Annotated in this window: 15 protein-coding genes; 1 reads left to right on the top strand and 14 read right to left on the bottom strand. The window is 59.3% G+C overall.

The features are described 5' to 3' along the window. Positions 1 to 109: 109 nt before the first annotated feature. Together ABQ278_RS09885 and ABQ278_RS09890 are read right to left on the bottom strand one after the other, a co-directional pair. Positions 110 to 670: a YceD family protein gene (locus ABQ278_RS09885; RefSeq protein WP_349319449.1), complete on the bottom strand. Its 561-nt coding sequence runs from the start codon at positions 668 to 670 to the stop codon at positions 110 to 112. Then, complete coding sequence (locus ABQ278_RS09890; RefSeq protein ID WP_349319450.1) at positions 667 to 1332, bottom strand: ubiquinol-cytochrome C chaperone family protein; 666 nt, start codon at positions 1330 to 1332, stop codon at positions 667 to 669. Before ABQ278_RS09890 ends, ABQ278_RS09885 begins: the two co-directional genes overlap by 4 nt. Positions 1333 to 1515: 183 nt before the next feature. Between ABQ278_RS09890 and bamE the strand changes: the two genes are divergently transcribed. Further along, complete coding sequence (gene bamE, locus ABQ278_RS09895; RefSeq protein ID WP_349319451.1) at positions 1516 to 2028, top strand: outer membrane protein assembly factor BamE; 513 nt, start codon at positions 1516 to 1518, stop codon at positions 2026 to 2028. Between the two features lie 149 nt (positions 2029 to 2177). Here the strand turns inward: bamE and ABQ278_RS09900 are convergent, their stop codons facing one another. The 12 genes from ABQ278_RS09900 to glyA all read right to left on the bottom strand — a co-directional run bounded on the left by ABQ278_RS09900 (position 2178) and on the right by glyA (position 13205). Then, the gene (locus ABQ278_RS09900) at positions 2178 to 2630 is read right to left on the bottom strand and encodes a GNAT family N-acetyltransferase (RefSeq protein ID WP_349319452.1); all 453 of its coding nucleotides are present in this window, start codon (positions 2628 to 2630) and stop codon (positions 2178 to 2180) included. A 104-nt stretch (positions 2631 to 2734) separates the two neighbouring features. Beyond that, the gene (locus ABQ278_RS09905; RefSeq protein ID WP_349319453.1) at positions 2735 to 4897 is read right to left on the bottom strand and encodes a sodium-translocating pyrophosphatase; all 2163 of its coding nucleotides are present in this window, start codon (positions 4895 to 4897) and stop codon (positions 2735 to 2737) included. A gap of 279 nt (positions 4898 to 5176) precedes the next feature. After that, positions 5177 to 5614, bottom strand: coding sequence for a hypothetical protein (locus tag ABQ278_RS09910; RefSeq protein ID WP_349319454.1), 438 nt, complete (start codon positions 5612 to 5614; stop codon positions 5177 to 5179). A gap of 96 nt (positions 5615 to 5710) precedes the next feature. Continuing rightward, positions 5711 to 6268, bottom strand: a complete 558-nt coding sequence (locus tag ABQ278_RS09915) for a glycine zipper 2TM domain-containing protein (protein ID WP_349319455.1) — start codon at positions 6266 to 6268, stop codon at positions 5711 to 5713. A 147-nt stretch (positions 6269 to 6415) separates the two neighbouring features. Continuing rightward, positions 6416 to 7390, bottom strand: coding sequence for a thiamine-phosphate kinase (gene thiL / locus ABQ278_RS09920; protein ID WP_349319456.1), 975 nt, complete (start codon positions 7388 to 7390; stop codon positions 6416 to 6418). 349 nt (positions 7391 to 7739) lie between these two features. Beyond that, complete coding sequence (nusB, locus tag ABQ278_RS09925; protein ID WP_349319457.1) at positions 7740 to 8282, bottom strand: transcription antitermination factor NusB; 543 nt, start codon at positions 8280 to 8282, stop codon at positions 7740 to 7742. Further along, positions 8279 to 8746: a 6,7-dimethyl-8-ribityllumazine synthase gene (locus ABQ278_RS09930; RefSeq protein ID WP_349319458.1), complete on the bottom strand. Its 468-nt coding sequence runs from the start codon at positions 8744 to 8746 to the stop codon at positions 8279 to 8281. Before ABQ278_RS09930 ends, nusB begins: the two co-directional genes overlap by 4 nt. 12 nt (positions 8747 to 8758) lie before the next feature. Continuing rightward, positions 8759 to 9913, bottom strand: coding sequence for a 3,4-dihydroxy-2-butanone-4-phosphate synthase (ribB, locus tag ABQ278_RS09935; RefSeq protein ID WP_349319459.1), 1155 nt, complete (start codon positions 9911 to 9913; stop codon positions 8759 to 8761). Positions 9914 to 9918: 5 nt separating this feature from the next. Then, the gene (locus tag ABQ278_RS09940; protein WP_349319460.1) at positions 9919 to 10485 is read right to left on the bottom strand and encodes a riboflavin synthase; all 567 of its coding nucleotides are present in this window, start codon (positions 10483 to 10485) and stop codon (positions 9919 to 9921) included. Positions 10486 to 10581: 96 nt separating this feature from the next. Beyond that, positions 10582 to 11229, bottom strand: a complete 648-nt coding sequence (locus tag ABQ278_RS09945; RefSeq protein WP_018080261.1) for a RibD family protein — start codon at positions 11227 to 11229, stop codon at positions 10582 to 10584. Between the two features lie 130 nt (positions 11230 to 11359). After that, positions 11360 to 11887: a transcriptional regulator NrdR gene (nrdR, locus tag ABQ278_RS09950; RefSeq protein WP_026172551.1), complete on the bottom strand. Its 528-nt coding sequence runs from the start codon at positions 11885 to 11887 to the stop codon at positions 11360 to 11362. A 13-nt stretch (positions 11888 to 11900) separates the two neighbouring features. After that, complete coding sequence (gene glyA, locus ABQ278_RS09955) at positions 11901 to 13205, bottom strand: serine hydroxymethyltransferase (RefSeq protein ID WP_349319461.1); 1305 nt, start codon at positions 13203 to 13205, stop codon at positions 11901 to 11903. Between the last annotated feature and the right edge of the window lie 37 nt (positions 13206 to 13242).

Below are 13242 nucleotides of genomic sequence, written 5' to 3' on the forward strand. Positions count from 1 at the left end.
ACGCTTGGGGTTTTCACGCCCTTGCCGGGCGCTGAAAACAAGCCGCGGACGATAGCGCGACTTCGCAACTATGCAAGATATATCATGACGCGCACGGCAAGGCACGAGCCTATTCATCACGTTTCAGTTTGGAGAGCACGGCAAAGGGTGACGGCTCGGCCTCGATTTCCGGCTCTTCAAATACCGCGCCCGGCTTGCGCGCAAAGGGATCATAGGCTTCCCCGAGCGCTTCGATAACGTATTGGCCCAGATCGATCTGACCGTTTTCGATCACATCAGGCTCGTCGAGATCATCGAGTGTAAACTCACGGGCGCCCACCTCGGCGACCTCATGCGTGACACGCTGCTTTTCCATGCAGGTGATGTCGAGCTCACCGGAAAGAGCATGGGTGAAAGGCTCCAGCGTCACGCCGCACTCCTGCGTCACCTCTCCTTGCAGGGTGATGCGCACCTCGACCACAGGCTTGTCGCTCGGGGCGGCGCGAGTCTCGATATGGGCACTCAGCGACTCGAGCGCGATCATGCCAAAGCCTCTCGCGATCGCCTCACGCTGTGCTGCATCGGCTGTCAGGTCGACCTTTAAGCCACGCAGTGCATGATCGAAGCGCACGCGGTGCTCCCACAGGCCCTCATCCTTCTGGCGGTCGTCTTTTTGTTGCTCGTCCATCATACATCTCCGCTCAGGACAAATTCTCTTATGAACGCCTCGTTACCAAGCGGCGCCGGATTTGGCCACACTAGATCACCGCTTAAGGCCTCATCTATGCGGAAAGCGTCCTGCGCCGCCTGTGCATAGATAGCGAAGGCCTGCGCCCGTTCAAGCGTAAGGGCGGAGATAAGCCCGGCGTCGAGTTCCTCCCCCGCGTCCTCATCGTCATAGTCCGAACCGGCGAAAATCGTGCGGGCGGCGTAATCGGCTTCGGCGCCAAGACCAGAATGATCGCGCCACATATCGTCCCAGCGCTTCATACGTGTATAAATGACGAGGCCAAGTTTCTTCATCTTCTTTGGGACGCTGAGATCACCAACGCCTTGTTCGCGCAAAGTCGAATCGAGCGCCAGCAAAAAGGAATCGAACAGCTTCTGCGCCGTCTCCTTCGCCTGTTCATGGCGCGGGTCGGCCGGATCCAAAGATTTCAAACGCGTCACAACCAGCCCGACATGGAAGGTCAGAAGCTCGAAACGCGCACCGATCGCATCATCAACGCCGTAATCGGTATAGAAAACCGGCAGGCGCGATTGCGCCACGCATGCCACGTAAAGCCGATCACCGACCAGCTTAACGCCACGTGGTTTGAAGAGGGTTTTCAGCTTGTCCAGTAAGGGTCGCATGAGGTTTTTCCGCCCTGTGCCTGCCGGTGAAAAGCTACGGCAAAACAGGCGCCTTGTCCTGAATTTTAGCCGTCACGATCCGGTAAAAATTTTCACTGTTCATGGCCATGTTTAGGCCTTAAGCTTGCCGTAAGCCTAAATTCCCTATAGGTCAAATGCGTTCGTTTACTAAACAGGATATTCATGCGCCCCCTTTTGCCGAGAAAATGGCTATCTGTTAAGACAAGCCTTGCTCTGGTTGCCGCCACGGCCCTGACCCTGATGGGTACGGCCTGCGCCCCCACCATGACGCACCATGGTTATCTGTCGCACGACGCCAAGCCTTCGGTTGATATCAAGGTCGGCGATACCCAGGCCACCGTGCTCGATAAGCTCGGCGCGCCGTCGCAAACCTCGATCTACAACCCGTCGGAATGGTACTATATCGACCAGACCTCGATGAAGATGACCTACAAGCAATCGCGCGTCACCGCGCGCTCGGTCACTGTGGTCAATTTCGATAACACCACGCAGACGGTCGCCGCTGTAAAGACCCTGGCGCTCTCCGATGGCCGCACCCTGACGCCGAACCAGAACAAGACCCCTACCCGCGGCCGTTCACTGACCGCGCTTGAACAGGTCCTCGGCACCGTCGGTCACCAGCGCATCGACAACAGCCAGGATTCGAACCCCGGCAACCGGCGCCGCCAGGAATAGTTTTCGTTTCATGCCTGGTATCAAAAGCCCGCCCGGTTTGTTCCTGGCGGGCTTTTTCGTATGCAAGCAAGGATAGTTATCCACGGATAAGCCAGATAAGCGCAGATGTCCTTTGAACTTAAAGGCACGATGAACGTAAAATTTCTGCCCTAAGAGGCACGTGGAGGTAGTTTTCTCATCTGGAAACCGGTCTTGTTCTGTTCAAAACCCGCATCGTGATAAAATTTCAGTACGGCCGACTGTTTTGAGCCTGTAAGCAACATGACTTTGTAACAACCAGCACGCCAAGCCGCGTCAGTCGCATCTTTTAGGACGGCTTTGCCGTACCCCTTGTTGCGATGGGCTGGGTGGGTAACGACATTTTCTATTAAAGCATAAGGTGCGCCCGCGCGCGTGAGATTCGGGATCACGACTAAGGTACAGGTCGCTACAATATCCGCATCTAAGCATCCAACGAGAATATCGCTGCCGGGGTAAAGCTTCAGCCGTTCCCAGTTTTTCAAGGCGACCTCAACTGTCGTTTCTTTATCATCAGGGTTGAGATGCCGATACAGTTTCAGCAGTTGCGGCATATCTTCGCGGTCGGCAAATCGAATATTCATGTCACTCGGCGTAAAATATCTGTGCTTATCTGGCTTATCTGTGGATAACTTATCTTTCTTTCGAACATAATATAGCCCCGCCGTTGCCGACGGGGGCTATATATTCAAGCGCCTCTGGCGATGACTGCCAGCATCAGCAACGCCACGATATTGGTGATCTTGATCATCGGGTTGACCGCCGGACCGGCCGTATCCTTATAAGGATCGCCGACCGTATCACCGGTCACCGAGGCCTTGTGCGCCTCCGAGCCCTTGAGGTGACGCACGCCGTCCTTATCAACGAAGCCGTCCTCAAACGACTTCTTGGCGTTATCCCAGGCACCGCCGCCCGACGTCATCGACACGGCCACGAAGAAGCCAGTGACGATCACGCCCAGGAGCATGGCGCCGAGCGATTCAAACGCCGGCACCGCGCCACCGATAAAGTAGACGATGACGAACAGAACGATCGGTGACAGCACCGGCAGCAAGGACGGCACCACCATTTCGCGGATGGCCGCCTTGGTCAGCATATCGACCGCGCGGCCATAGTTGGGCTTGGACGTACCCGCCATGATGCCCGGATCTTCGCGGAACTGCTTGCGCACTTCCTCGACCACGGCCTGCGCCGCGCGCCCCACCGCCGTCATGCCCATACCGCCGAAGAGATACGGCAAGAGCCCGCCGATCAGGAGACCGACGACGACCCAAGGGCTCGACAGCGAGAAGGTCAGGTTGCCCATGCCCTCGAAGAACGACCCCGGCAGGGCGTGTTCGGCAAAGTATTTCAGATCGGAGGTATAGGCGGCGAAAAGCACCAGGGCACCTAAGCCCGCCGAACCGATGGCATAACCCTTGGTGACGGCCTTGGTGGTGTTGCCCACCGCATCGAGCGCATCGGTGGTGTGACGCACTTCCGGCGGCAGACCGGCCATTTCAGCGATGCCACCGGCATTATCCGTCACCGGACCGAAGGCATCGAGCGCCACGATCATACCGGCCAGCGCCAGCATGGTGGTGGTGGCGATAGCGATGCCGAACAGGCCCGCCAGCAGGTAACAGCCGATGATGCCGGCCACGATGATCAGCGCCGGCACGGCGGTGGCTTCCATCGAAACCGCGAGCCCCTGGATGACGTTGGTGCCGTGACCGGTGACCGAGGCCTGCGCGATCGAGACGACCGGCCGTTTGCCCGTGGCGGTGTAGTATTCCGTCACCACGATAAAGCCCGCCGTCACGGCCAGACCGACGAGACCGCAATAGAACAGCGTCATGCCGGTGAAGGTAAAGGTGGTGCCGGCCGAAACATACGAAAAGGCGGTATCGAAGCCGAGGCCCGGCAGATACTTGATCACCGCCGCGATGGCGACGATCGACAAAAGACCGGTGGCGATGAGGCCCTTGTAGAGGGCGTTCATGATGTTGTTGTCCTTGCCGAGGCGGACAAAATAGGTGCCGATGATCGAGGTGATGATGCAAACGCCGCAGATCACCAGCGGCAGCAGCATCATCATGCCGACGTAAGGGCTGTCGCCAAAGAAGATGGCTGCCAGCACCATGGTGGCGACCGTGGTCACCGCGTAGGTCTCGAACAGGTCGGCCGCCATGCCGGCGCAATCGCCAACATTGTCGCCGACATTATCGGCGATGGTGGCGGGGTTACGGGGATCATCTTCGGGGATACCGGCCTCGACCTTGCCGACCATATCGCCGCCAACATCGGCGCCCTTGGTGAAGATACCGCCACCGAGACGGGCAAAAATCGAGATTAGTGATGCGCCGAAGCCGAGGGACACAAGGGCATTGATCAGGTCGCGGTCATGGGCGCCAAGCTTCAGCACTTCGGTCAGGTAGGCATAATAACCCGACACGCCGAGCAACGCGCCGCCGGCCACGAACAGGCCGGTGATGGCGCCAGCATTGAAGGCCAGCTTCAGCCCCTTGGCCAGGCTTTCCGAAGCAGCCTGCGCGGTCCGGACGTTGGCGCGTACCGAGATCAGCATACCGGCATAACCGGCCGCGCCCGAAAGCACCGAACCGATCAGGAAGCCGACGGCCGACAGGTGACCGAGAAAGACGAAGGCCAGAACGAAGATCACGACGCCGACTATGGCGATGGTGGTGTACTGACGCTTGAGGTAGGCCGCGGCCCCTTCCTGAATCGCCGCGGCGATTTCCTGCATACGCGCACTGCCCGCATTGGCTTTCAGCAGACCGAAGGTCTGGACAATGCCATACAACAGGCCAAGTATGCCAGCCACGATGGCGAGCATCAAAGCAATATTCATAATGTAACCCCTGTGTCTTTATATTTAAGGCGTGTGCAGGGAATGCCGCGCCCGTTTATGCGCCAGAAAACAGTCCAGATTTCAGGGACTTGCTTTCTGGCAGACACGGAGATTGCCAAATGTTTAACTGAGTTTCAAGACCTGATCATGATGCAACCCATTATATTTCAAGGGTTTTCGCCCTGTGAATGCTGCATCGCAAAGGGTCGAATACTTATAGTTCATAGATTCAGGATGTTAGATGGGCCGCAGCGCAGCACAACCGCAGGCCGAAAGACGCTAGAGCGGATGGCGTTTGGGGTTTTGCGCCAGAACGTCGATCGACTTGATCATGCCGGGGCCGGTAATCTTGGTCCATTCGGCCATCATCACCTGTTTGAAGCGCGGCTCGTCGAGCAGGTAGTCCTTGCCCGGCTGTCCGAACGACACCTTCGACGACACCCGCACCAAAGCGTCACGGAAATAGGGTTCCTTCTCGCGCAGTTTGGCTTCATCGGCCTTGATCGTCAGGTTGATGCGGACATTGAGGAAGATGTAGTTGGAAAGCTTGCCGTTTTCGGTGATCGGAATGGCGATGGCGCCAAGCTGGACCGAGGCGGCGCCGGCTTCCTTGGCGTCCTTCTTGCCCTCGCTGGCCATGACCGGCGCGGCACACAAGGCGACGGCACCGGCAAGAGCGGAGACAAGGAGATGGCGGCGGTCTGGCGATGTTGTCATGCCGCGATCATGCCGCACAATGGTTGATAACGGCTAAACGAAAAAAAGCTCCCCGGTGTGAACCGGAGAGCCTTGAACCGGCGTAGATCGCTGCGCTTAGCGATTGTTGTGCCTGTTGCGATGACGGTTGTCGTTATTGCGCCCGTCGTGCCAGTGACCGTCCTTGTCACGCCAGCCATAGGGGTTGTCATTGTCATTGCGCCAGGCGTCGCCATAGGCATAGGGCGGTGGGCTGGTATGGCGGTAGCGGTCATAGTAGACGCGCTCATAGCGATCGTTGGACGGGCGGTCCTTGTAATAAACCACCGAATAGCCGGAAGGCGGCGGCGCGGGATCGTAATAGGCGCCCTGGTAGGAATAGTATTCGCCGTTATAGCACTTGACGCTTGTCTTGCCGACATTGTTGCCGATCACGCCGCCGACCACCGCACCGCCGACCGTGCCAAGGCCGCGTTCGTTCTTGGAAATCTGGCTGCCGACCAGCCCCCCCAGCACAGCGCCGATAACCGTGCCGTTGGTCTGGGCCTCCTTTTTCTTTGCGTAACAATAGCCGTCATAGCCGCGCAGGTCACGATCCTGTGCCGAGGCCATCGCGGGGATAGCCATGGAAGCGGCCAGGCTTAAAAGCAGGCCGGTTTTCAATAAAGATGTCATCTCAGATTACCTTCCGTTGTCGCCGCTTTTGCGGTTCGGCCTAAAGGCCGACACAGTGCGACGATGAAGGAGTTAACGCTGTATCATCACAGGCACAATCCGGTTGACCGCTGTATTTGGGCTTGCCTTTATAAGGAAGTGGTAAGCCTAAAGCGGATGGGTGTAGCCCTTGGCCACGACATCCAGCCGGCGATCATCGGCCCAGAGTTCCGCACCGGCCGGGGTATCTTCGGAAACGCCAAGGCACATGCCGATCTCGTAGAAACCGGCCATGATCAGGGCCTTTGCGCCGGCCTCATCGGCGGTGCAGAGGATCTGGTAGTCATCGCCGCCGGTCACCAGATCGACCGGACTAAGGCCCGAAGCGATGGCGGCACGGGCGGACAGTGAGGTCGGCACCGTGTTGAGATCAAGCCGGATCATCAGGTTGTTGGCGCGTGCCAGATGATCGGCATCCGCCAGCAGGCCGTCCGACACATCCATCGAACTGCGCGCGTGTTCCAGAATGACCGGTGCCAGATCGGTACGGATTTCCGGCAGGTGATAGGCGCTGATGACCTCGTTGACGTCGGCGTGCGACAGGCCCATGAGTTGGCCCTGCAAAGCTTTCAGCCCGAGATAGCCCTGACCGATATAGCCGCTGATCAGCACCTTGTCGCCGGCTCTTGCGCCGAGGCGCGACAGCGCCCTGCCCGCCGGTACGCGCCCAAACATCGTCATGGAAACGACCAGCGGCCCGTAGGTCGAGACGGTATCGCCACCAAACAGATCGAGACCGAAGCGGTCCTGCTCGGTCTTGAGGCCGCGGACGAAATCAGCTTTTTCAGCGTAAGACGTGCCGCGCGGCCAGGCCGTCATAAGCTGATAGCCATAGGGCTTGGCGCCCTTGGCGATGATATCGGAGAGATTGACGCGCATCAGCTTGCGCGCCACCAGATCGAGCGGATCGTGCTCGAAAAAGTGGACGCCGGCCACCAGGGCATCGGTATTGATCACCAGATCCTGCGTGGAATCGCCAGCGATGACGGCGACATCATCGATCAGCCCCCTCGCCTCGCGGCTCAGGCCCGCCAGCGGTTTGAAAAGCTGATCAATGATGGAAAATTCGTCGTGTTCGCTCATCCGGCTCATCCTCAAGACTGACCGTTTTGCAACGAATCGGGGAAAAAGACGACAAAATTAAATGTGAATGCCCCAGAAAAGGCAGGTAAATCCATAGATTGCACAGATTTCACAGATTAAGAATGCGCTTGGTTTAGGTAGAACATACCGCCTTTAATTCCCCTCTCCCCATTTTCATGGGGAGAGGATGACAAGCAAGGCGAAGCCGCAGATTGTCGGGTGAGGGGCTAATTTGGATTGCCCCTCACCCGGTCGCCTTCGCTTTGCTCGGCTCCCGTCCTCTCCCCGCTAAGCAGCGAGAGGGGAAAAAACTGTGGATCACCTTAAGCCTATTTGGCCACTCAGAGCGCTACTTGCGCACGTCCGCAGCGATACCATCGAGCGCACCATTGACAAAGCGCGCCTCGGTTTCGCCGAAGAAGGCGCGGGCGATCTCGACATACTCGTTGATGATCACCTCAAGGCCGATATCCTTGCGGTATTTAAGCTCCCAGGTGCCAGCGCGCAGGATGGCGCGCACCGTCGTATCCAGTCGCTCGATGCGCCAGCCGGACGCCAGACGATTGATGATCAAGGGATCGATGATGCCCTGTTCCTTGACGATGGCGCGGGCGCCCTCGGCGAAGAAGGCTTCGTCGGCGGCGGCCATCGGCTCGCCTTCGAGATCGCCATCAAAACGGAAATCCGTAAATTCCTTGACCACGGTCTCGACGCCGGTGCCGGTGATTTCCATCTGATACAGCGCCTGAACCAGAACCAGACGCGCCACGGTGCGGGCGCGCTTGTCCTTGTTCGACAAGGACCGTGTCTCGGTTTCCTTGGCGTTCAGGTGCTCGATGACGGCCTTGAGGCTGGTCGGCTGAGGGGCCGCGCCCGAATCGTGCTCGCTCATTGGCTGCCATCCATCAGGGTCTTGCGCAGGCCGATCATGGTCAGGCACACCTTGGCGACCGTGCCGCCCTTGTCGCCTTCCGAACGGCGGGCACGCACCCAGGCCTGATCCTCGTCCTCTACGGTGAGGATGCCGTAACCAATGGCCAGACGCTGCTTGTAGGAGAGCTCCATCAGGCCGCGCGCCAATTCGTTGCAGACATAGTCGTAATGGGTGGTGTCACCACGGATCACGCAGCCAAGCGCGACATAGCCATCATAGGCACGACCCATTGGACGATGCGCGGCCTCTTCGGCCATGGCGATGGCGGCGGGGATCTCGAAAGCGCCGGGAACGGTCACCACATCGTATTCGGCGCCCATCGCGCTCAGGGCGCCTTTAGCGCCCGCCAGAAGCTCGTCGGCGATGTCGTCGTAGAAGCGGCTTTCGACGATCAGGATGCGAAGCGGTGTTTCAAGGGTCAAAGGGGGTTCTCTTTAATCTAGATTTTGCCAGTCCGTGATTGAGAGGCCGTAGCCTTCCAAAGCGGCTGGTTTCGGACGTGTTCCGCTGAGCGCTATCATATCTCGCACACCAAGGTCTAACAGGATTTGCGCACCAACGCCATAATCACGCAAACCGCGCGGACTTTGATCGGTCTCTTCAGTGGCGCCAAAGCGGCTGGAGAGCACCTTCGGGTCGGGATCACGCAGCATGACCATGACCGCCGGACCGTTGTGATCGGCCAGGATCTGCATGGCTTTCTGCACATGACCGGCACGCATGGAGGCACCGGCGCCGCCCAGGACATCGGAAGCGACATCGAGCTGGTGCATGCGCACGAGCGTCGGCTTGTTGGGCTGCGGCAGGTGCTTGACCAGCGCCAGATGTTCGGCACCATCGAGCTTGTTGCGATAGACATAGAGGCGGAACTGGCCGCCCCACTCCGAATCGAACGGACGCTCCAGCACGCGCTCGACAAAGCGCTCGGTGCGGCGACGATAGGCGATCAGGTCGGCGATGGTGCCAATCTTCATGCCGTGGGTCTGGGCGAAAACGATCAGGTCCGGCAGGCGCGCCATGGTGCCGTCATCATTGATGATTTCGCAGATCACGCCGGCCGGATAGAGGCCCGCCATGCGCGAGATATCGACGGCCGCTTCGGTATGGCCGGCGCGCACCAGCACGCCGCCTTCGCGCGCCACCAGCGGGAAGACGTGACCGGGGCTGACGATATCGCCAGAATCCTTACTCGGATCGATGGCGACGGCGATGGTATGGGCGCGATCCTTCGGCGAAATGCCGGTCGAGATGCCATCCTTGGCCTCGATCGAGACGGTGAAGGCCGTGCCGTTGCGCGCGCCGTTGTCGTGCACCATCGGCGGCAGACGCAGGGTTTTGGCCCGGTCGCCGGTGATCGACAGACACACCAGCCCACGGGCGAAACGCGCCATGAAATTGATGATATCGGGCGTCGCCATCTGGGCGGGGATGACGACATCGCCTTCGTTTTCACGATCTTCGGCATCGACCAGGATATAGGGGCGGCCGTTGCGGGCATCCTCAAGGATATCCTCAATGGAGGAGATCGGGCTGTCGTAGCCGTTGTCCGGGTTCATACCCAGGTCATTGGTGATCTTGTTCAGGCTCATTTTGATTACTCTGTCTCAAACCAACGGGCGGCATAGCGCGCTAAGCGATCAACCTCAAGGTTGATACTGTCACCCACGCTTGTTTTCGATAAGGTCGTGTGCAGCCAGGTGTGGGGGATGATGTTGACGCCGAAGATGTTACCCTCAACCTCATTGACGGTCAGCGAAATGCCATCGAGCGCGACCGAGCCCTTGGGCGCGATAAAGCGATGCAGCGGCGCGGGCGCTCCGATCTTCAGGCGGTAGCTGTCGCCATCCTGCGTCACGCTGACCAGCGTCGCCAGACCATCGACATGGCCGGAAACGATATGGCCGCCCAGTTCGTCGCCGATCTTGAGAGCCCGCTCAATATTGACTTTCGAGCCCTCTTTCCAGGCACCGAGATTGGTCAGGTTCAGGGTTTCATTCGAGACATCGAGATCATAGCTGCGGCCCTGCTTCGACACCACGGTCAGGCAGCAGCCGGCATGGCTGATCGAGGCGCCGATATCGACGTCATCGAGATCGAAATCGACCGCCATGGTCAGGCGCACGCCGGCGTCCGATTTAATCAGAGCGCTGACTGTGCCCATGCTTGAAATAATGCCCGTAAACACTTGTTTTATATCCCTTACCGCCGTTTCAGGCTGATATTTCTTAAGAAGGCTTATCCACAGACACCCCTTCTCTTAACTTAACTCATAGGTTTCCCACAGATCGTCACCGACCGATTGAACGCCTAAACGCGTGAAACGCACCATCTGGTTCAGATCATCAATATTGAGGTGACCAATCACGGGACGGGCGTCTCCGCCCAAGATGGTGGCCGAACGGAACCATTCAAGGCGATCCACGAAACCCGCGCGCAGAAAAGCCGTCGCCACCACGCCACCGCCTTCGACGAACAGGCGCTCGATACCGGCCGCAGCGATCGCTTCCAGCGCCAGTTCCAGATCGACGCGCTGATGTTTGGACGGCACCTTGATGGCGCGCACACCGAGCGACTGCATCTCGCCGCTGATAGCCTGCGTCGTCACGACATAGGTGGGGATGACGCGCGCAGTCTGGACCAGTTTCGACGTCATAGGCAGCCGCGAACGCGAATCGAGGATGATGCGCGCCGGCTGATAGCCTTCGTAGCCCGCCAGCCGCACCGTCAGTTCGGGATCGTCCTTCAGCGCGGTTTCGATGCCCACCAGCACACCATCATGGCCGGCGCGCAGTTCATGGACGACGCGGCGCGCCTCCTCACCCGTGATCCACTTGCTTTGACCGTTCGCCGTAGCAATGCGTCCGTCGAGCGTGGTGGCCAGCTTGAGGGTGATTTGCGGGCGCATCAACGATCACTCCGAATTTCGATATGGAAATTCGGCAAGGCCGACTGGCCGCCGCGTACTTTTACGCGTAAGCCCGCGTGGCGCTTGAACGCAAAAGAAAAGCTTGATTGTCTATGGTTTGCCATAGCGATCAAGCATCATCAGACGGCGAAATATCCTGCTCGCCCAGCCCTTGCTTGATGTCGCGCGGATCGTCGATCACCTCATTGCTCAGGCCTTCGTCGCCGAGGAACTTGGCGAAATCGGAGGTCTCGCGGAAGTCACGATAGACCGAGGCGTAACGGACATAGGCCACGACATCGAGCGATTTCAGCGCTTCCATGACCAGGCCTCCGACCGTATCAGAGGTGATGTCGGTCTCACCCATGCTCTCAAGCTGACGGACGATGCCCGACACCATGCGGTCGGTGCGTTCCTGATCGACCGGCCGCTTGCGCATGGCGATGGCGACCGAACGCTCCAGCTTGGTGCGATCGAAGGGCGTGCGCCGTCCCGAGCGTTTGACCACCATCAGATCGCGCAGTTGCACGCGCTCAAAGGTGGTGAAGCGCCCGCCGCATTCCGAACAGGACCGGCGGCGGCGGATGGCCGCGCCGTCTTCGGAAGGACGGGAATCCTTCACCTGGGTCTCAAGGTTTCCGCAAAAGGGACAGCGCATTATGTGTTACCGATCAGCTATATATCGGGAACTGTTGCGTGAGAGCCTTAACCGAAGCGCGCACCTTTTCCTGAACAGCGAGATCGGGCTTGCCCTCATTGGCGGCCATGCCGTCCACCACATCGGCGATCAGGTTGCCGATGATGATGAATTCCGCTTCCTTGAAGCCGCGGGTGGTGCCGGCGGGGGTGCCGAGACGAACGCCCGAGGTGATGGTGAAGGGCTTGTCGTCGAACGGGATGCCGTTCTTGTTGCAGGTGATGAAGGCGGCTTCGAGGGCGGCCTCGGTGTCCTTGCCGTTCTGGCCCTTGGGGCGCAGATCGACCGACATGACGTGGCTGTCGGTGCCGCCGGTGACGATGGCCAGACCGCGCTCAACGAGCGTGGCGGCCAGGGCGCGCGCATTGGCGACGACCTGCTGGGCGTAGAGCTTGAACTCAGGCTGCAGGGCTTCACCGAAGGCCACGGCCTTGCCGGCGATGACGTGCATCAGGGGGCCGCCTTGCAGGCCGGGGAAGACCGACGAGTTAATCTTCTTGCCGAGCGCTTCGTCGTTCGACAGGATCAGGCCGCCGCGCGGGCCGCGCAGGGTCTTGTGCGTGGTGGTGGTGACGACGTGGGCGTGCGGCAGCGGATCGGGATACATGCCGCCAGCAACCAGACCGGCATAGTGGGCCATGTCGACGAACAGATAGGCGCCGACCGAATCGGCGATTTCACGGAAGCGCTTGAAATCGATGTGGCGCGGATAGTTGGAGGCGCCGGCGATGATCAGCTTCGGCTTGTGCTGCTGGGCCAGGTCATTGACCTGATCCATGTCGATCAGGTTGGTGTCGCGCGTCACGCCGTAAGGCACAACGTTGAACCACTTGCCCGACTGATTGGCGGGCGAACCGTGCGTCAGGTGACCGCCGCAGGCCAGATCCATGCCCATATAGGTGTCGCCCGGCTGGAGCAGCGAGAAGAAGACGGCCTGATTGGCCTGGGCGCCGGAGTGCGGCTGGACGTTGGCGAAGGCACAGTTGAACAGCTTCTTGGCGCGTTCGATGGCGAGACGCTCGACGTCATCGGCGTATTCGCAGCCACCGTAGTAGCGACGGCCTGGATAGCCCTCGGCGTACTTGTTGGTGAGCACCGACCCTTGCGCTTCCAGAACGGCCTTGGAGACGATGTTTTCCGAGGCGATCAGTTCGATCTGGTCCTGCTGGCGATGCAGTTCGCCGGTGATGGCGGCCATGACTTCGGAATTGGCGGTCGCCAGATTGTCGTGGAAATAGCCTTGCGGGATGAAGGAGCCGGGGTTCGCGGGTGCGTTCAAGGGAGCGATTCCTGTGCTGGAGAAAGGGATGGAGGGA

Origin of the sequence: Asticcacaulis sp. MM231 (assembly GCF_964186625.1) — a bacterium.
Classification (GTDB): Bacteria; Pseudomonadota; Alphaproteobacteria; order Caulobacterales; family Caulobacteraceae; genus Asticcacaulis.

Excerpts from the sequence above, each read along its gene's own strand:
- ABQ278_RS09885 (WP_349319449.1), bottom strand. The coding sequence starts at position 670 with ATGATGGACGAGCAACAAAAAGACGACCGCCAGAAGGATGAGGGCCTG.
- ABQ278_RS09890 (WP_349319450.1), bottom strand. The coding sequence starts at position 1,332 with ATGCGACCCTTACTGGACAAGCTGAAAACCCTCTTCAAACCACGTGGC.
- bamE (WP_349319451.1), top strand. The coding sequence starts at position 1,516 with ATGCGCCCCCTTTTGCCGAGAAAATGGCTATCTGTTAAGACAAGCCTT.
- ABQ278_RS09900 (WP_349319452.1), bottom strand. The coding sequence starts at position 2,630 with ATGAATATTCGATTTGCCGACCGCGAAGATATGCCGCAACTGCTGAAA.
- ABQ278_RS09905 (WP_349319453.1), bottom strand. The coding sequence starts at position 4,897 with ATGAATATTGCTTTGATGCTCGCCATCGTGGCTGGCATACTTGGCCTG.
- ABQ278_RS09910 (WP_349319454.1), bottom strand. The coding sequence starts at position 5,614 with ATGACAACATCGCCAGACCGCCGCCATCTCCTTGTCTCCGCTCTTGCC.
- ABQ278_RS09915 (WP_349319455.1), bottom strand. The coding sequence starts at position 6,268 with ATGACATCTTTATTGAAAACCGGCCTGCTTTTAAGCCTGGCCGCTTCC.
- thiL (WP_349319456.1), bottom strand. The coding sequence starts at position 7,390 with ATGAGCGAACACGACGAATTTTCCATCATTGATCAGCTTTTCAAACCG.
- nusB (WP_349319457.1), bottom strand. The coding sequence starts at position 8,282 with ATGAGCGAGCACGATTCGGGCGCGGCCCCTCAGCCGACCAGCCTCAAG.
- ribB (WP_349319459.1), bottom strand. The coding sequence starts at position 9,913 with ATGAGCCTGAACAAGATCACCAATGACCTGGGTATGAACCCGGACAAC.
- ABQ278_RS09940 (WP_349319460.1), bottom strand. The coding sequence starts at position 10,485 with ATGGGCACAGTCAGCGCTCTGATTAAATCGGACGCCGGCGTGCGCCTG.
- ABQ278_RS09945 (WP_018080261.1), bottom strand. The coding sequence starts at position 11,229 with ATGCGCCCGCAAATCACCCTCAAGCTGGCCACCACGCTCGACGGACGC.
- nrdR (WP_026172551.1), bottom strand. The coding sequence starts at position 11,887 with ATGCGCTGTCCCTTTTGCGGAAACCTTGAGACCCAGGTGAAGGATTCC.